Consider the following 17,981-nt stretch of genomic DNA (forward strand, 5'->3'; position numbering starts at 1 on the left):
ATCAGCCCGGCACCACACCGGCCAACACGCGGGCCGCTACCGAGGTGGCAACCGGCTTGCGCTGAGCGTGCTGTTTCAACGCCTGCTCGAACGTCTGCCCCTCATACCGCCGCAATGCCGCACCAAACGCACTCGCCTGCGCAGGCGGAAGTGGCGCGGTGAAGGCCTCGATGAACGGCGCGTCAACCACGGTATTGCGAACACTCTCTACCTCTGCCTGTATGGAACGGCTATCGCGGGCAGTGACCTTATCGAATAGGGCTTGATCCTTGATCACAAAATCCTTGGCACCGGGTGCGCGTTGAGCAACAAGCACATTCCGCTGACCGTTCCAGGCCGACAGTGAATACTCCTTAAGCCTGTCCTGACTGTTCTTGACCGACTCGATACTCGGGCCACGATGCTCCAGACCCGCACTGAAAAACTGGCTCAGGACATTGAAGTCCATCACCGCCTCATCGGTGCCGCGCTTGAGAATCCGACAGCACAAGGTCGCGAGGTCCACCTGGATATCGTGGAAATGCAACTTGGGTTCCTGGCTCAAGCGTGCGATATCGGCGATTTTCTGGTCGAAATCGTTTGGCCACAGGTACAACGCATCCCGCGTCAGTGGCTGCCCCAGGCGCTTTTCCATGGGACTCATGAACTGCTGAACCAACGCCGCGCCCTGGTCATGCACCTGCAACATGCTCGTGCCGGGCATACGGTTTTGGATCATGTTCTTGACAATATCGGTGTTGAGCGCGAACTGGCCGGTGAGAAAGGTGGTTTTACCCGCTGATGGCGCACCCCGAACTATCGAGACATCCTGCGACAAGGCAGGTGCCGGATCTTGAAGAATGGACTGGAATTGCGTCAGGTATTTTTCTGCCACCTGTGCGGTCAGGTTCTTCAGGATGTTGGCATTGAGGCTGTCCACCTCGGGCAGCCAGACATTCTTCTTGCCCAGGGCCTGCGCCAGTGTCGGCAAGGTTTTGTCAGCCGCAGCCGGGTCGGCCCACCGCAGCCGTTCATTGTCCTGCAATCGTTGCAACTGCCTAGGATCACGCGTCAGCGCCTGCCAGGAGGTAATGCTCGGATCGGCGATCATGCAGGCAAGCCGCTCCCGATAAGTATTCTCGGAAAGCGGCGTGCCGATCAGTTGATTCAAAACCCCACGTGCAGTGCTTGAATTGATCGACGCTGCAGTGGGCAAGCCGGGTTCGGCGTGAGCGGGTGCCGCCACGCCAGGAACGGAAGTAGCAGGTTGGATAGTCATCGTCAGGCCTCCAGTGACCAAAACTCAGAAAATTAACCTGCCCGTTCTGGATGGCTCATAGGACTTATCTTGACTGTGCCCCCGCCACCGGTGAATTGTGTGTCAGCCAAATACCTCACTCAACGGAATGAAGTTGACCCGATCGCCGATAGCCAGCGTCGTGCCTTCCAACACCTCCACAAACCCTTCCGCCCACGCCGCACTGCGCAGCACACCGGAGCTCTGGTTGCGGTAGATGATCGCCTTGCCCTGTTCGATACGCCCACGCAGGTATTCGCGGCGGTTGCCGGGCTTGGGCCACTCGAACCCTACCGGCACGTCAAAGCGCAGCGGCTCGACGTCTTGCACACCTTGACGGCGCAGCAGATAAGGGCGTGCCAGCAGCGCGAACGTGACCAGCGTCGAGGCTGGGTTGCCGGGCAGGCCGATCACCGGCACGCCACGGAAGTGGCCAAAGGTCAGCGGCTTGCCGGGTTTGATCGCGAGTTTCCACAACGCCAGCTCACCCTCTTCACGCAGGGCGATCCCAAGGAAATCCGCCTCGCCCACCGACACACCGCCCGTGGACAGGATCAAGTCGACACGGCCCAAACCGCCCAGGCGCGCGCGGGTTTGCTCCAGGTCGTCAGGCAGGATGCCAGCGTCAATCACTTCGCACCCCATGCGCGTAAGCCATGAGCACAGCACGCGTCGGTTACTGTTGTAGATCTGCCCCGGCCCAAGCGGTAAGCCGGGTTCGATCAATTCATCGCCGGTCGACAACACCGCCACGCGCGGGCGGCGTATCACCGCCAGGCGATCATGGCCGAGGGACGCCGCCAGTCCCAGTTCAATCGGGCCCAGACGCGTGCCGGCCGACAATACCAACTCGCCTACGGTAGTTTCCTGGCCCTGGGGACGGATGTTCTGGTCGAGGTGCAGGGGCTCGGTGAAGCTCACGCGCTCATCGGCGTGGACCACGGCGTTCTCCTGCATTTCCACGCAGTCTGCCCCTTCCGGTACCGGGGCGCCGGTGAAGATGCGGGCGCAGGTGCCGGCGGCCAGGGGTTGTGGCGCCTGGCCTGCGAAAATGCGTTGGCTGACCACCAGCGGTTCGCCGGTCCAATCCGCCAGGCGCACGGCATAACCGTCCATGGCGCTGTTTGGCCACGGCGGCAGGTCGAGGGTTGAGATCAAGTCTTGCGCCAGTACACGGCCGTCGCACTCCGCCAGCAGCAGGGCGTCCTGCTCACGGATCGGCGCGGCTTCGGCCATGGCCAGCAGTTGGGCCAAAGCGTCCTCTACCGGCAGCAGCGCGCCAGTCTTGCCGGGCTTACCCACGGGATTCACAGGGTTCGGCCTGTTTCAGGTGCGGGACGAAGTTGCATGGGCGGTGACGGTTGTCCAGTTGCTCGGCGAGGATGCCGTCCCAGCCGGTACGCACCGCATTGGTAGAGCCCGGCAGGCAGCACACCAGGGTGCCATTGGCCAGACCGGCCAGGGCGCGGGACTGCACAGTGGACGTGCCGATGTCGGCCACGGAAATCTGGCGGAACAGTTCGCCAAAGCCGTCGACCTGCTTATCCAGCAGGCAGCTCACCGCCTCGGGGGTGCTGTCACGGCCGGTGAAGCCGGTGCCGCCGGTGATCAGCACGACTTGCACCACATCTTCGGCGATCCAGTGGGCGACCTGGGCGCGAATTTTGTAGAGGTCATCCTTGAGCAGCACGCGCTCGGCCAGGTTATGGCCGGCGGCTGTCAGTCGGTCAACGAAGACCTGGCCGGAGGTATCGGTTTCGAGGTTGCGGGTGTCGCTGACGGTCAATACCGCGATATTCAGGGGTACGAAGGGCGCATCTGCCTTGGCTTTCATGGCACGGTCCGGTTGTCGAAGGAACAGCCCGATGTTATATCACAGCCCCCCCCTTTTGCTGCCGCTGCGGAACTGCCATGCCTATCGATTCGTCCCCACTGCCCTGTTCGGTTTTGCTGCTGTCCGGTGGGCGCGGCCAGCGTATGGGCGGCCAGGACAAAGGCCTGCTGGAATGGCGCGGCCAGCCGTTGATTGCACATTTACAGGGCCTGGTGCGGCCGCTCACGGATGACCTGATCATCTCGTGCAACCGCAACCCGCAGCACTATGCCGTCTATGCCGACCAGTTGGTGAATGACGACAGCCCGGACTTTCCCGGCCCGCTCGCCGGCATCCGTGCGGGACTCGCCGCCGCACGTCATGCGCACCTGCTGATTTTGCCGTGCGATGTGCCGCATATCGACGCTGGGCTGATCCAGGCGCTGCGTGAGACCGCGCAACGCAACCCGCTGCTGCCGGTGATGGTGCGCCATGGGGCGTTCTGGGAACCGTTGATCTGCATCGTCCCCACCGGCCTGCGCGATGCGGTGGACAGGGCCTGGCACGCCGGCGAGCGCAGCCCGCGCAAGCTCTTGCTGCAACTCGGCGGCGTAGGCCTGGAGTGCCCGGCAGATGACCCGCGCCTGGCCAACCTTAATACGCCGGCGCTGTTACAGACGCCGTCGGGCGTGTCAGAATGAACCTCGCACAAGGAACTTTGTCGACGCCCCGCGCGTCACAAGGTCAGCAATTAAAAAGTATTCTCTCGGAGACAAACTCATGACTCAACGGACCATCGCCGCTCTCATGCTTGCACTGGGCCTCGCCACCCTCGCCGGTTGCGCTTCGCCAACAGTGATCACCCTGAATGACGGTCGCGAAATCCAGGCCGTCGACACCCCGAAATACAACGAAGATTCGGGTTTCTACGAATTCGAACAACTTGACGGCAAGCGCACCCGCATCAACAAAGATCAGGTTCGCACCGTTAAAGACCTGTAAATCTTAGCGTTTGCCAACAAGGCCCGCCTCGCGCGGGCCTTGTCGTTTCTGGCGGTTACCAGTCGAGGGTGATCTGGCTGCGGAAACTGCGTTCTTCGCCCGTGACCGGGTCGATGAACCGCACCCCCTGGGCGAGCAGTTTGAGGGGGTTGGCGTAGTCGTCTACCGCGTCCTTGATCACGTCGGGGTAGAACGGGTCGTTGCAAATACTCGCGCCGAGGGCACTCATGTGCACACGCAACTGGTGCTTCTTGCCGGTTACCGGGAACAGGCCGTAGCGCCACAGATCGCCGTTTTTCTCGCGCACCTCTACCGCCGTTTCGGTGTTGGCGGTGCCAGGCCCTTCCTGCATGCGAAAGAACGGCTCGCCATCGACCAGTCGGCTTTTATGCACCCTGGGAAAGGTCAGGTCAGGCAACGCTGGGGCGATGGCTTCGTAGAATTTATCGATCTGGCGCGTGGGAAACAGTTGCTGATACGCGGAACGACTGGCCGGATTGACAGAAAACAGTACCAGCCCCGCCGTGTGCCGGTCGATGCGGTGCAAGGGCACCAGTGAGGGATTATCCAGCCGACGAATCAGGCGGCGCAGCAGGGTTTGCTCGACGTACTCACCTGCCGGAGTCACCGGCAGGAAGTGTGGTTTATCAGCGACCACCAGATGCTCGTCGGCATACAGAATGGTTTCCTGCACCGGGATGACTGTCTCATTCGGCACTTCGCGGAAGTAATAAATGCACAGGCCTTCCTTGTAGCCCAGGTCCAACCTGATCGGGTTGCCGTTGATATCCAGCACCCGCCCCCGGGCGATGCGGTCCAGCCAGTGTTCGCGGCTGATCGCCGGGAAGTGCTCGCACAGACAATCCAGCACTGTCGCCCAAGGGCCGGGCGGCAGATACAGGGTGCTGGCTTGGTGCTGGGACGCGGAAAAACCGGAGGTGGACATGAAATGCTCAAAGCCTTTGACCTAACAGGCGGGCATTATCCCGCATTGCGCGGGATTGAGCCTAGGGCGGATCTCAGGCCTTGGCCAACTCTGCCCGCAGAATCTTCGAGGCACTGGCGGCCTCGGTGAATTCCTTGAGCCAACGCAACACGTCAACCGCTTCCCAGCGGCCCGGATCGTACAACGCGTACAACAAGCCCTGGTAACCCACCACATCCAACTGCTTGTGGTAACCGGCGCGCTGGAACAGCGCCTCGATCTCGGCAAAGCAGGTATTGAAATGCACTTTGTTAAACGGCGTCTTGCCTTCCGTGACCAAGCCATCGAGGCGCAGCTCGTTCACCGCGTCGCGCACGACGTTGGCGGACATGCGATTGACGCTGCTTTTCAGTTGTTCGACATTCACCACGGGCGTTCCCTCAATTCAATCGCTGTACAAACATACAGTAACTTAATATTTGGAAACCTGCCATCGCATAAACCTAACGAAGGAAGGCAACAACCTGTTGTGTGTCGAATGGCCAATCCAGTTCCGCCCCGGTGTCTATTCGGCGAAGTACCGGAATCCGCAGGCCGTAGGCTTCGGTCAGGTCCTCGGGATCGGTGATGTCCACCAATTCCACCAGCAACCCGTGTTCGACGAGTGGCATGATTTCGGCTTCGGCAAACTCACACAGGTGGCAACCCAGGGTGCCGAACAACTGGCATTCAGGAAGCATGACGAATGGACCTGATCAGAAAACAGGCACACATTCTAAGCCCGGTGACCGCCGAAGCCCACTCTATAAACCCTGACCCAGGTCACCATGGCCTATAACTGTTTCAGCGATTCTCGCGGCTTTTTGCCTGCCCCCCTGCAACGGAGATGCGTGTGTTTGCCAACCTGCTGATTATCCTGGCCTCATCCCTGGTGGTGATTGCGCTGTTTCGTCGCCTGCAATTGCCACCCGTGCTGGGCTACCTGTGCGTCGGCCTGGCCGTGGGGCCCACTGCATTGGATTGGGTGAATGACAGCGAAGAACTGCCCGACCTGGCCGAACTGGGCGTGGTGTTCCTGCTGTTTTCCCTGGGCCTGGAGTTTTCCCTGACCAAGATGCTTGCCTTGCGCCGTGTGGTGTTCGGCCTGGGCAGCTTGCAGGTGCTGGGCTGTGGCGTGCTGTTGGGACTTTTGTTGATGGTCCTGGGGGTGGCGCCGGGGATCGCCTTATTGCTGGGTGCAGGACTGGCACTGTCGTCCACAGCCATCGTCAGCAAGGAGCTGACCAGCCTCGGGGAAATCTTCAGTAGCCATGGCCAGAACGCGATTGGCGTGTTGCTGTTCCAGGATGTGGTGGCCGTATTGCTGCTGACCCTGGTGCCGGTGTTCGCTGGCACTGGCGAGCAAGCCTGGTATTGGGCGCTGCCCCTGACACTGGGCAAGACCGTGGTGCTGTTTGTCGGCCTGCTATTGGCCAGTCGCTGGTTGTTGCCGCGCCTGTTTCATGAAGTGGCCGCCTCCCATTCAGCGGAGCTGTTCGTGCTGCTGGCACTGGTGATTGTGTTGTTGACCGCCTGGCTCACTCACCTGCTAGGGCTCTCCCCGGCTCTGGGGGCTTTCCTGGCCGGCATGCTGCTGGGCGAAAGCCACTACCGCCACCAGATCGAGGCGGATATCCGGCCGTTTCGCGACATCCTGCTGGGGTTGTTTTTTGTCAGCATCGGCATGCTGATCGACCTGCAATTGTTTGTCAGCCATAGCCTGCTGATCCTCGGGCTGACGCTTACGCTGATGCTGGTCAAAGGTTGTGTGGTCGCCGTGCTGGTCAAGTTGCGCGGCAGCGACAGTGAAACCGCCTGGCGCAGCGGCCTGGCCCTGGCCCAGGGCGGTGAGTTCTGCTTTGCGTTGATGGCACAGATGCAGCAGAGCCGGTTGATACCTGACGAATTCAACGGCTTGCTGCTCGCGGCCACCTTTTGCTCGATGTTGCTCACACCGCTGCTGTTGCGCGCCGCACCCGGCATCGCCCTGCGCCTGCATCGCAAGCCCAACCAGCAGGTGCAGTTGGAAGAAATCACCGCGCTCAACGCAGAGTTGCGCGGGCACGCGGTGATTTGTGGCTATGGACGCGTCGGCCAATCCATCGGACGTTTTCTGCGCAAAGAGCAACAGGCGTTCATCGCGTTGGACGACGACCCGGAACGCGTGCAGGAAGCCGCCACCGAAGACAGCAGCGTGCATTACGGCGATTGTCGGCGTGGCGCATTGCTCAGCGCAGTAGGCCTGGAACGTGCGCGATTGGTGGTAATTGCGGTGGACAACACCGATGTTGCGCTGGTGGTGTTGAAGGAAGCGCGTCGGATCAACGCCGACGTGCCGATCCTGGTGCGCACCCGCGATGACAGCCAGTTAGCTGAACTGAAAGCCGCGGGCGCCAGTGAAGTAGTGCCCGAGTTGCTGGAGTCGAGCCTGATGCTCGCCTCTCACGCCCTGATCCTGCTGGGCCTGCCGGACCAACAGGTCCAGGCGCGGGTGGATGAAGTGCGGCAGAACCGCTATCGCCTGCTGCACGGTTTTTATCGGCAGGCAGACGAGCCGATCAATCCTGACTGACCGCGCCGATCTTGTGGATCGACAGGTCCGCGCCGTAATACTCCTCTTCCTGGCTCAAGCGCAGCCCGTATACACGCTTGATCACGCCATACACCACCAGGCCGCCGACCAGCGCCACCAGCACGCCAAGGGCCGTGCCGATCAACTGGCTGATCAGGCTCACGCCGCCCAGGCCACCCAGGGCGGTCTGGCCGAAAATACCGCAGGCAATGCCGCCCCACACGCCACACAAGCCGTGCAACGGCCACACACCGAGTACATCGTCGATCTTCCAGCGATCCTGGGCGGCGATGAAGAACCACACAAACAGGCCACCCGCGACGGCCCCGGTGACCAGCGCGCCTACCGGGTGCATCAGGTCGGAGCCGGCGCAAATCGCCACCAACCCGGCCAACGGGCCGTTGTGCAGGAAGCCTGGGTCGTTGCGGCCGATGATCAGGGCCGCAACCGTACCTCCGACCATGGCCATCAGCGAGTTGACGGCGACCAGGCCGCTGACGCCGTTCAACGTCTGCGCGCTCATCACGTTGAAGCCGAACCAGCCGACGATCAGGATCCACGACCCCAACGCCAGGAATGGAATGCTCGAAGGTGCAAACGCCACCAGGCGCCCTTCTCGATAACGCCCGTTGCGCGGCCCCAGCAGCAACACCGCCGCCAACGCCAGCCACCCCCCCATGGCGTGCACCACCACGGAACCCGCGAAATCATGGAAGCTGGCGCCAAAGGTCGCGAGCAACCAGGCCTGCAGACCGAAATTGCCGTTCCACACCATGCCTTCGAAAAACGGATAGATAAACGCCACGATCAACGCGGTCGCGCAGAGCTGTGGAGCAAACCTTGCACGCTCGGCAATGCCCCCGGAAATGATCGCCGGGATCGCCGCCGCAAAGGTCAGCAGGAAGAAAAACTTCACCAGGCCATAGCCGTGATCAGCGCTGATCTCCGCCGCCGGTTGCATGAAGCTCACGCCATAAGAGATCCAATAGCCTATAAAGAAATAGGCCAGGGTGGAGATGGCGAAGTCGCTGAGGATCTTCGACAAGGCGTTGACCTGGTTCTTCTGGCGCACCGTACCGACTTCGAGGAACGCGAAGCCGGCGTGCATGGCCAGGACCATGACCGCGCCGATCAGGATAAACAGGGTATTGGAACTATGGACGAGGGTGTCCACTGCACTTTGCACATTTTCCATGGAGATTGGCAGGCCTGCGATAAAGGCAAAAAGCACCAAAGCGGTTCAAGCCTCAATTGCGCGCACTAAATTGGCACCGTCGGTCCCACCCCTCTTTAGAGGGCGTGAACCGCTTTAGCGCAGCGATCAACACAACAGGCCGTTGCCGACAGGGTTTTTCCGCGAATTTCAGTTATTTAGGGTAAGGTTTTTCAAGGCTTCCTGCCTGACCGCCCAGATTCAGCGCGAGCCTTCGGGCCTGCGCACCAAGGCAAAGCAAAAGCTGTACCACACAATTGCACTGAACCTTCACCGAAGCCGGTGACTCGAAACCTACAGATCAGCCAATCACGGAGATAACCATGGCCAGAAGAACTGCAAAGACTGCTCAAGAAATACTGATGGCGGATTTTCAAACCCTGGTCAGCGACACCGAAAGGTTGCTGGATGACACCAAGGTGCTGGCGGGTGACCAGGCTGACGAGCTGCGCAGCAAGATCCACGAAAGCCTGCTCAAGGCTCGCGAAACCCTGCAACTGACCGAAGATTCCCTGCGCGAACGCGGTCAGGCGGCGGTCACTGCGACCGAAGATTATGTGCAGGCCAACCCTTGGCAGTCGGTGGGCATTGCTGCCGGCGTGGGCTTTCTGATCGGCCTGCTGGCCACAAGGCGCTAATCATGTCTATCGGCGAAACGGGCTCGTCCACGGGCACCACATCAAGACGTCTGGGCGCGGCCGTGCTGGGCTTGCTGCATAGCCACGTCGAATTGTTTGGCATTGAATTGCAGGAACAGAAAGCCCGCACCGTCAGCCTGTTGCTGTTTGCCGGCCTGGCGCTAGTGTTTGCGCTGTTGTTGCTGGTGGGGCTGTCGACCCTGGTGATGATCCTGGTGTGGGACACCGGCTACCGACTGACCGGGATCATCTGCCTCTGCGTGTTCTACAGCTTGGCCGCCGCGTTCTGCGGGGTGCGCTTGAAGGCGGCGGTGTTCGATGAATCCACGCCGTTCCACGCCACCCTCGAAGAGCTGGCCAATGACCGGGAGCGCCTGCTGCCATGAGCATCACTGAAATCCCGAAAACCACTTCCCGCCGGGAAATGCGCAAGGCGTTGATCCGCCTGCGCATGGAAATGCACCGTCAGGAGATCCGCCACGAGTCCCAGCAACTGATGCTGCCCCTGAACAAGGTGCGCAACCTGGGGAGCAACTGGCAGGACAGCCTGGGCATCAAGCACGCGCCGCTGTGGGGCGTGGCCGCGGTGACGCTGATGGGTTTCTTTACCGGCAAAGGCGCCAAGGGCGGCGGCATCAGCAGCCTGACGCGCCTGGTGCGCCTCGGCGCCGGCTTGATCCCACTGATCAAACTGGCCATGCAGGGCTCTTCGCGTAAAAGTTGAGCCTGGCTGGCTGCATTCTTGCTAACAGAATCGGCCCGGCCCTCGTTTTCGCGGGCCGGGCCTTTTTTCGCCACCGTTCTTAAGGAGGCCCCGTGATCGACGGGCAACCGCTCGCCTGCTTCCAGCCGTTTATCGACACCGCCACCGGCCGCATTGCCGGCGTCGAGGCCCTGGGCCGTCTGCGCCAGGCTGACGGCCGCCTGCAATCCGTGGGCCCGCTGTTCGCTGACCCGCGCACGCCGGGCGTAACCTTGCGCCGGCTCGACCGGCAGATTCGCGACAATGCGTTGAGCCGCTTGCACGAAGTGCCCGAAGACTGGTTCCTGAGCCTGAACATCTCGCCGCGTTGGATCAATCGGCTGCGTCCAGGTCAAGCCCTGCCAAGCCTGAAACAGATCCACCACCATGGCGTCGACCCGCAGCGCATCGTGTTCGAGATCACCGAACTGGGTGGCGACATCCGACGCCTGGCAGACGTGGTGGCGCGCTACCGCGAAGCCGGTGCGCGCATCGCCATCGACGACTTTGGCGCCGGCTATTCCCAGCTCGACCGGGTACTGGCGTTGCAGCCGGATATCCTCAAGCTGGACATGCGCCTGTTCCAGGACGCCGCCCGTGGTGGGCCGAGCAGTGAAGTGGTGCGAGCCTTGGCGCAGATGGCCGAGAAGACCGGCTGCTGGATCATTGCCGAAGGCGTGGAAACCGAGGCGCAGTTGAGCTTCGCCCTGGAGTGCGGCTCGCGCTATGTGCAGGGCTATCTGTTTGCCCAGGCGCAGTTGGACTGGTTCGCCGCCGAGGCCTTCGTGCCGCGTTTCGCCCAGTTGCGCACAACCTACGTCCAGCAGAAGCTGGCGGAACGCGGGCGCGTCATGCAACTGCGCCAACAATTGGCCGAACTGATGAAGATCCTGCAAACCTGGGCCCAGGGGCAATCGCCGCTGAACCAACTGCCGCAACTGCCGGCGTTTCCCTGGCTGCTGCGCTTCTATCAGTGCGACCGGCATGGCACCCAACTCACACCGAACTTCGAGTGGCGCCAGGACGCATGGCAATCCGACAGCCGCTACCTGGGTCACAACTGGTCGTGGCGCCCGTACTTCTATCATCTGCTGGCCGAGGGCTGGGAAGAGCGGCGCCTGACCCTGTCCTCGACCTACCGCGACGCCACCACCAACCAGTATTGCCTCACCGCCGGACAATTCTTCGATAACGGTCAGCGCTTACTGTTAATCGATATCGATGCGGCCGGGCTGTAGATTTTCGCTTGCCCAGGCTGCGCTGAACCGGGAAGCTGGGAGGGTCATTCACCGCACGGAGAGTACCCGCCTTGGATTGGCCCACCCTGTTGACTCGCGAACGTCTTGGCAAACCGCTGCACAGCCCGGAAGAACTGGGGCGTAGCCCGTTTCACAAAGACCATGACCGTATTATCTTCTCCGGCGCGTTTCGTCGCCTGGGCCGCAAGACCCAAGTGCACCCGGTCTCCAGCAACGACCATATTCACACGCGTCTGACCCATTCCCTGGAAGTGAGCTGCGTGGGTCGCTCCCTCGGTATGCGCGTCGGCGAAACCCTGCGCAGCGCCCTGCCCGACTGGTGCGACCCGAGCGACCTGGGCATGGTGGTGCAGTCGGCCTGCCTGGCCCATGACATCGGCAACCCACCATTCGGGCACTCCGGCGAAGACGCCATCCGCCACTGGTTCCAACAAGCAGCAGGACGTGGCTGGCTGGATGACATGAGCAGCGCCGAGCGCAATGACTTCCTGAACTTCGAAGGCAACGCCCAGGGCTTTCGGGTGCTGACCCAGCTTGAGTACCACCAGTTCGACGGCGGCACCCGGCTGACCTACGCCACCCTGGGCACCTACCTGAAATATCCCTGGACTGCCCGGCACGCCGACTCCCTGGGTTACAAGAAGCACAAGTTCGGCTGCTACCAGAGCGAACTGCCAATCCTCGAGCAGATCGCCCACAAGCTCGGCCTGCCGCAACTCGAAGAGCAACGCTGGGCCCGGCACCCGCTGGTGTATCTGATGGAGGCGGCAGATGACATCTGCTACGCCCTGATCGACCTGGAAGACGGCCTGGAAATGGAGTTGCTGGAGTACGCCGAAGTCGAGTCGCTGCTGCTCAACCTGGTGGGCGATGACCTACCCCAGACCTATCGTCAACTCGGCGCCCAGGACTCCCGCCGACGCAAGCTGGCGATCCTGCGTGGCAAGGCCATCGAACATTTGACCAATGCCGCAGCGAGCGCCTTCGTCGAGCAACAGGACGCCTTGCTCGCCGGAACACTGCCCGGCGACCTGGTTGAACACATGCATGGCCCAGCCAAGCGCTGTGTGCTGGATGCCAAAGACATGGCGCGCAAGAAGATCTTCCAGGACAAGCGCAAGACCTTGCATGAGATTGGCGCCTACACCACCCTGGAAATTCTCTTGAATGCGTTCTGCGGTGCGGCACTGGAGCAGCATGGCGGACGCACGCCGTCGTTCAAGAACCGACGTATTCTCGATCTGCTGGGCAACAACGCGCCGAACCCCGAATGGCCGTTGCACACTTCGTTCCTGCGCATGATCGACTTCATCGCTGGCATGACCGACAGCTATGCAACTGAAATGGCGCGGGAAATGACCGGGCGTTCCAGTCCTCAATAACGAACACGATCAAGCTGCCTGCCCCTTAATGGAGAATCGACCTACGACGGTAACAGAGCAGCCTGATCGAATTCGCACAACCACCCGATGAATAATCACGCACGCTCTGGGCGATCCGGGCCAACTGTTCCTACACGCCCTCCCTCGATGCTTGACTCACCGCGTGGCCCCAATGCCCAGTTACCCGCTCCGTATCCTGCTGGTGGAAGATCATCCGTTTCAACTCCTCGCCACCCAATGCCTGCTCAGAAGCTTCGGGTTCGCACTACTGACTCCGGCCGAAAGCGCCGAGCAGGCAATCTGCTTGATGTCGCAGGCCGAAGTGCCTTTCGACATTATCTTGTGTGACCAATGCCTACCCGACTTACCGGGGCTCGAACTGATTGAAATCGCCAGTCGCCGACGCCTTATCACGACCGCCATCCTGTTGAGTGGTTTACCGGTGATAGAACTTGCCAGCCTGATAACCCAAGCCATGGAACGTGGCCTGCCTCTACTCGGTTATTTATCAAAGCCGCTGAACAAGGAAGAGTTTGCGCACTTGCTCCGTCCACTCTTCAAATTAAAAATGTAGGAATTAAACATCATGTGCAGACGAAATATGACTGCAAAGAGCCAGTTAAATCCACAACGGCAGCCTCTAGCTTGTTCACGTCCAAAGCCGTGAGGTAGCGCTTCACTAAGCCTCGCAAACTGGTAGGCCGCTACCTTTTTTGATGTAGGACTTTTCCTGTTTTATATCTACTCAGCCCTTGACTCATGCTCCTCCCTCCTCTTCTGAGCTAATGTGCCCGCTTTATTTGCACTTGTACGGAATGTGATCATGAACTCAGTTTTTATTATCGATGACCACCCGGTTATACGGCTCGCCATTCGAATGTTATTGGAGCACGAAGGCTACAAAGTAGTGGGCGAAACAGATAACGGTTGCGACGCCATACAAATGGTCCGCGAATGCCTGCCTGACCTGATTATTCTGGATATCAGCATTCCCAAGCTGGATGGGCTCGAGGTGCTCTGCCGCTTCAATGCCATGAACACGCCGATGAAAACCCTGATCCTGACAGCCCAGTCACCTACCCTGTTCGCTACACGCTGCATGCGCTCCGGCGCGGACGGGTACGTGTGCAAGGAAGGCGACCTGAGTGAATTGCTGAGCGCCATTCGCGCGGTATTATCCGGCTACAACTATTTTCCCAGCCAGGCACTGAATACCAATGGTGCAGACGGCGTGGAATCCCAAGAACTTGAATTGTTCAAAACCGTCAATGACCGGGAACTCATGGTCTTGCAGCTTTTTGCACAAGGGCGAACCAACAAGGAAATTGCCAAAGGCATGTTTTTAAGTAACAAAACAGTAAGCACTTATAAAAAGAGGCTGATGCAGAAACTTCAAGCCAAATCCTTGGTAGAACTTATCGAGATGGCAAAACGAAACGCGCTAGTGTGAGAAAGCGGATGCCCAGGCGTATAAAGGACTATCTGATTACATTAAGTGCCGGCTTGTGCTTCAGTGCCGTCGTACTTGCGAACCAGCCGACGGGCTCGGAACATTTCTCCTTGTTGAGCCGTGCAGGCTCGGTTCAACTGGAAACCCACCTGAACAAGGCTCAACGCCAATGGCTGCAAAACAAGCGAGCGTTGGTGCTGGGCACTGCGGCGCCTGATTATCCCCCTTTCGACCTCACCTCCAGCGGTCGCGACTATGAGGGGCTCACCGCCGATTACGCCGGCCTGCTGGCCAAGGCGCTGGCCTTGCCGGTGAAAGTCTTGCGCTACCCCTCCCGAGAGGCCGCGATCCGCGCGCTTGAAGCGGGAGATATCGATTTGCTGGGATCTTCCAACGGTTTTGAGGCGGAAAACCCGAACCTCACGTTGTCCGAGCCCTACGCAGTGGACCAGCCGGTCCTGGTCACCCGCGAAGGTGAGACCCGCAGCCTGAACAATGGGTTGGCCGGGATGCGCCTGGCGCTGGTCTACCACTACCTGCCGCTGAGCGAGGTGGAAAAGCTGTACCCCGAGGCGATCGTCCGCATCTACCCTTCTTATCAAAATGCCTTGAATGCGGTGGCATTCGACCAGGCGGATGTGTTCCTGGGCGATACCATTTCCACCCATTACATGATCAACAAGGGCTACCTGAAGAACATCCGCATGGCCAATTTCGGCAAGCATGAGGCCTACGGATTCAGCTTTGCCATGCCCCAGCACCAGCAGACGCTGTTGAGTATTGTCGACGCCGTGCTGACGGCCGTGCCCACCAGCGAACGGGAAGCGATCGCCAAACGTTGGAGCGCCGGCAGCGATATCCTGCTGACTGACCAGAAGTTGCAATTGACCGCGCGTGAGGAGCGCTGGCTGAAGGACCACCCGGTGGTCAAGGTGACCGTGAACGAAACCTTCGCGCCACTGACGTTCTTCGATGCGGACGGCAACTTTCGCGGCATCACCGCTGACTTGCTGGAACTGGTTCGCCTGCGTACAGGGTTACGTTTCGAGATCCAGCGTGAGCGCGTCGTTCAGTCAATGATCGAACAGGTCGACGCCGGCAAGGCCGACATCATCGGCGCTATCATTCCCACCACCGAACGGGAGGCCCAGTTAAACTTCAGTCGCCCCTATCTGGAAAACTCCTACGTGATGTTGACACGCAAGGAAAACCAGGCCCCAACCAGTCTGGAGGGAATGGAAGGCAGACGTGTGGCCGTCACCCAAGGCAGCCCAATGGCAAGGTTCCTGCGCGAGAACTTACCCACGATTCAATTGGTGGAAACAGGCGACAATTTCAAGGCCGCCGAGTTGTTGGTGCAAGGGCAGGTCGACGGCGCGGTCAACAGCTTGGTGATCGCCAACTATTACCTCTCTTCCTCCATTTTTCAGGATAAGGTCCAGATCAGCTTCAGTATCGGCACGATGCCCGCTACCTATTCACTGGCTACCTCGCGCAACGCCACCGAACTCAGCTCAATTCTCGACAAGGCCATGCTGAGTATCGCTCCGGATGAATTGGGCATCATCAACAGTCGCTGGCGAGGTTATACCGCAGCCTCCGATAGCTACTGGCGCAACTATCACCAATTGATCGCCCGTATCATCATCGGCACCGGGCTTTTACTGTTGATATCCCTGAGCTGGAACGCCTACATGCGCCGCCAGATCAAGCACCGCAAGATGGCCGAGCGCGCCCTCAGTGACCAATTCGAGTTCATGCGTGCGCTGGTCAATGAAACCCCACACCCGATCTATGTACGGGACCGCAAAGGCCTGTTGCAGACCTGCAACGACAGCTACTTGCAGGTGTTCAACGTCAAGCGCGAAGACGTGATCGGCAAAAACGCCCTCCAGATGAGCACGGCCCTTGAAACCGACGCGACGCAGTACCATGCCGATTACCAGCGGGTGATGGCTGAGGGCAACCCGCTGATCCTGGACCGCACCCTACATATCCAGGGGAAGAAACTGACGATCTACCACTGGATCCTGCCCTACCGTGACTCTACCGGGGAAGTGCAAGGCATCATTGGCGGCTGGATCGACATCAGCGAACGACGCCAGTTGTTCGATGAAATCCGCGCCGCCAAAGAACGCGCCGATGAAGCCAATCGAGCCAAAAGCACGTTCCTCGCCACCATGAGTCATGAAATTCGCACGCCGATGAACGCAGTGATCGGCATGCTCGAACTGACGCTCAAGCGAGCCGATCAGGGCCATCTTGATCGCCCCGCTATCGAGGTGGCATACAACTCGGCCAAGGACCTGCTAGAGCTGATCGGCGATATCCTCGACATCGCACGCATCGAGTCAGGCCGCCTGAGCCTTGCGCCGGAGCGTGTCAATCTGCGAGAAGTGATCGAATCGGTGGTGCGTGTTTTCGATGGCCTGGCACGTCAGAAAACCCTCAGCCTGTCCCTTGAGTTCCTACCTGACCTGGATAACACCGAGGTCCTGATCGACCCGCTGCGCTTCAAGCAGGTACTGTCGAACCTGGTCAGCAACGCGATCAAGTTCACCGAGTGCGGCCAGGTGAAAATCAAGGTGCAGGTATTGCCCACCGATTTGGCGCAACAGGTCGAGATGAAACTGGTGGTCGAGGATACCGGGATAGGCATCAGCCGGGATGATCAGTTGCGCCTGTTCGAACCCTTTGCCCAAGCCGACAACTCCGGACAACTGGCCAGGAGTGGCGCAGGCCTGGGGCTAGTGATCTGCCGCAGTCTTTGCGCAATGATGGGTGGACAGTTAAGCCTGAGCAGCGTGCCCATGGTGGGCACACAGGCGCATGTCAGCCTGAAAATGACCCGCCTGCAGCCGGAACAGCCAGCGGCTGAGCAGAAACCCGAGGCGCCCGTAGTCGCGCCCGTACTCAACGTGCTGGTGGTGGACGACCACCCCGCAAACCGACTGCTGATGTGTCAGCAACTAGGCTACCTGGGACATCAGTTCACCGCCGCCCAGAATGGTGCCGCCGGGTTCCAGGCCTGGCGCCAGGAACACTTCGATTTGGTGATCGCCGACTGCAACATGCCCATCATGAATGGCTACGAGCTGAGTCGCACGATCCGCGAGTACGAACAACGCGAGCAACTGGCGTCCTGCGTGGTACTGGGCTTTACCGCCAATGCCCAACCTGAAGAGAAGCAACGCTGCGCCGAAGCAGGCATGAACGACTGCCTGTTCAAACCGATCAGCCTCACGGCACTGGAACGGCAACTGGCAAAGATCGCCCCGCAAGCCACTGACCTGCACCTGGACCTTGGCAACTTTGAGGCCCTGACCGGCGGCGACCCGCAGTTGAGCTGGCGTTTACTGCAAGAACTGTTGAGCAGCAGTCAGCACGATCGCCAAGAAATGACGGCGCTGATCAGCGCTCACGCCCCGCTTCAGGAGATCACCGAACAGGCTCACAAAATCAAGGGTGCTGCACGCATTGTCCAGGCAGGTCCCCTTGCCAGGCAGTGCGAAACCCTTGAACAGGCGTGTACCCGCGGCGATGACTGGGCGTTGATCGAAGCCGGGGCGAAATCCCTGGAAAAGCTCATGCTGGAATTGGAGAGGTTGCTGAAAATGCAACTTCACGGTCTGAAGGGTCAGTAGAGGGGCGGGAACCGCCCCTCCCATGA

General features: G+C 60.0%; 18 protein-coding genes. 11 read left to right on the plus strand and 7 right to left on the minus strand.

What is annotated here, in order from left to right; translation table 11 throughout:
• Window position 1: 1 nt before the first annotated feature.
• The 3 genes from WH299_RS07400 to moaB all read right to left on the minus strand — a co-directional run bounded on the left by WH299_RS07400 (window position 2) and on the right by moaB (window position 3,110).
• On the minus strand, window positions 2-1,258 hold the full coding sequence (locus WH299_RS07400; RefSeq protein ID WP_339549949.1) for a hypothetical protein: 1,257 nt from the start codon (window positions 1,256-1,258) through the stop codon (window positions 2-4).
• Between the two features lie 102 nt (window positions 1,259-1,360).
• The gene (locus WH299_RS07405; protein ID WP_126571039.1) at window positions 1,361-2,587 is read right to left on the minus strand and encodes a molybdopterin molybdotransferase MoeA; all 1,227 of its coding nucleotides are present in this window, start codon (window positions 2,585-2,587) and stop codon (window positions 1,361-1,363) included.
• Window positions 2,571-3,110, minus strand: a complete 540-nt coding sequence (moaB, locus tag WH299_RS07410; RefSeq protein WP_099586781.1) for a molybdenum cofactor biosynthesis protein B — start codon at window positions 3,108-3,110, stop codon at window positions 2,571-2,573. The genes WH299_RS07405 and moaB overlap by 17 nt, the downstream gene beginning before the upstream one ends.
• Window positions 3,111-3,187: 77 nt before the next feature.
• Here moaB and mobA point away from each other — a divergent pair, with 77 nt between their 5' ends.
• Together mobA and WH299_RS07420 are read left to right on the plus strand one after the other, a co-directional pair.
• Window positions 3,188-3,790 carry a molybdenum cofactor guanylyltransferase MobA gene (gene mobA / locus WH299_RS07415; RefSeq protein WP_339549951.1) on the plus strand — a complete coding sequence of 201 codons (603 nt, stop codon included), beginning with the start codon at window positions 3,188-3,190 and terminating at the stop codon, window positions 3,788-3,790.
• A 79-nt stretch (window positions 3,791-3,869) separates the two neighbouring features.
• Window positions 3,870-4,091, plus strand: a complete 222-nt coding sequence (locus WH299_RS07420) for a YgdI/YgdR family lipoprotein (RefSeq protein ID WP_010211805.1) — start codon at window positions 3,870-3,872, stop codon at window positions 4,089-4,091.
• A gap of 55 nt (window positions 4,092-4,146) precedes the next feature.
• Here the strand turns inward: WH299_RS07420 and WH299_RS07425 are convergent, their stop codons facing one another.
• The 3 genes from WH299_RS07425 to WH299_RS07435 form a co-directional block, all read right to left on the minus strand.
• Window positions 4,147-5,037: a pseudouridine synthase gene (locus tag WH299_RS07425; RefSeq protein WP_122725501.1), complete on the minus strand. Its 891-nt coding sequence runs from the start codon at window positions 5,035-5,037 to the stop codon at window positions 4,147-4,149.
• A 73-nt stretch (window positions 5,038-5,110) separates the two neighbouring features.
• Window positions 5,111-5,446, minus strand: coding sequence for a hypothetical protein (locus WH299_RS07430; RefSeq protein WP_028615675.1), 336 nt, complete (start codon window positions 5,444-5,446; stop codon window positions 5,111-5,113).
• Window positions 5,447-5,519: 73 nt separating this feature from the next.
• The gene (locus WH299_RS07435; protein ID WP_122725196.1) at window positions 5,520-5,756 is read right to left on the minus strand and encodes a glutaredoxin family protein; all 237 of its coding nucleotides are present in this window, start codon (window positions 5,754-5,756) and stop codon (window positions 5,520-5,522) included.
• A 146-nt stretch (window positions 5,757-5,902) separates the two neighbouring features.
• Here WH299_RS07435 and WH299_RS07440 point away from each other — a divergent pair, with 146 nt between their 5' ends.
• Window positions 5,903-7,627: a cation:proton antiporter gene (locus tag WH299_RS07440; protein WP_339549953.1), complete on the plus strand. Its 1,725-nt coding sequence runs from the start codon at window positions 5,903-5,905 to the stop codon at window positions 7,625-7,627.
• Here the strand turns inward: WH299_RS07440 and WH299_RS07445 are convergent.
• On the minus strand, window positions 7,614-8,822 hold the full coding sequence (locus WH299_RS07445) for an ammonium transporter (RefSeq protein WP_339549954.1): 1,209 nt from the start codon (window positions 8,820-8,822) through the stop codon (window positions 7,614-7,616). The two genes, WH299_RS07440 and WH299_RS07445, sit on opposite strands and share 14 nt — an antisense overlap.
• Window positions 8,823-9,163: 341 nt before the next feature.
• On the opposite strand from WH299_RS07445, the gene WH299_RS07450 reads away from it, so the two are divergent.
• The 8 genes from WH299_RS07450 to WH299_RS07485 all read left to right on the plus strand — a co-directional run bounded on the left by WH299_RS07450 (window position 9,164) and on the right by WH299_RS07485 (window position 17,955).
• Window positions 9,164-9,478 carry a DUF883 family protein gene (locus WH299_RS07450; RefSeq protein WP_123476953.1) on the plus strand — a complete coding sequence of 105 codons (315 nt, stop codon included), beginning with the start codon at window positions 9,164-9,166 and terminating at the stop codon, window positions 9,476-9,478.
• Between the two features lie 2 nt (window positions 9,479-9,480).
• A complete protein-coding gene (locus WH299_RS07455) occupies window positions 9,481-9,864 on the plus strand; it encodes a phage holin family protein (RefSeq protein ID WP_012723020.1) in 384 nt (127 codons plus the stop codon).
• The gene (locus WH299_RS07460; RefSeq protein WP_122725192.1) at window positions 9,861-10,202 is read left to right on the plus strand and encodes a hypothetical protein; all 342 of its coding nucleotides are present in this window, start codon (window positions 9,861-9,863) and stop codon (window positions 10,200-10,202) included. Before WH299_RS07455 ends, WH299_RS07460 begins: the two co-directional genes overlap by 4 nt.
• Before the next feature lie 92 nt (window positions 10,203-10,294).
• Window positions 10,295-11,458 (plus strand): EAL domain-containing protein, encoded by a 1,164-nt coding sequence (locus WH299_RS07465; protein ID WP_122725190.1) that lies wholly within the window; start codon window positions 10,295-10,297, stop codon window positions 11,456-11,458.
• Between the two features lie 71 nt (window positions 11,459-11,529).
• Window positions 11,530-12,861, plus strand: a complete 1,332-nt coding sequence (locus WH299_RS07470; protein WP_028615669.1) for a deoxyguanosinetriphosphate triphosphohydrolase — start codon at window positions 11,530-11,532, stop codon at window positions 12,859-12,861.
• Window positions 12,862-13,033: 172 nt separating this feature from the next.
• The gene (locus tag WH299_RS07475) at window positions 13,034-13,435 is read left to right on the plus strand and encodes a response regulator (protein WP_122725188.1); all 402 of its coding nucleotides are present in this window, start codon (window positions 13,034-13,036) and stop codon (window positions 13,433-13,435) included.
• Window positions 13,436-13,684: 249 nt separating this feature from the next.
• Window positions 13,685-14,311: a response regulator transcription factor gene (locus tag WH299_RS07480; RefSeq protein WP_028615667.1), complete on the plus strand. Its 627-nt coding sequence runs from the start codon at window positions 13,685-13,687 to the stop codon at window positions 14,309-14,311.
• Window positions 14,312-14,319: 8 nt separating this feature from the next.
• Window positions 14,320-17,955: a transporter substrate-binding domain-containing protein gene (locus tag WH299_RS07485; RefSeq protein ID WP_122725186.1), complete on the plus strand. Its 3,636-nt coding sequence runs from the start codon at window positions 14,320-14,322 to the stop codon at window positions 17,953-17,955.
• The last annotated feature ends 26 nt before the right edge of the window (window positions 17,956-17,981 follow it).

Source organism: Pseudomonas sp. MYb541, from assembly GCF_037479595.1.
GTDB classification, from domain to species: Bacteria; Pseudomonadota; Gammaproteobacteria; order Pseudomonadales; family Pseudomonadaceae; genus Aquipseudomonas; species Aquipseudomonas canadensis.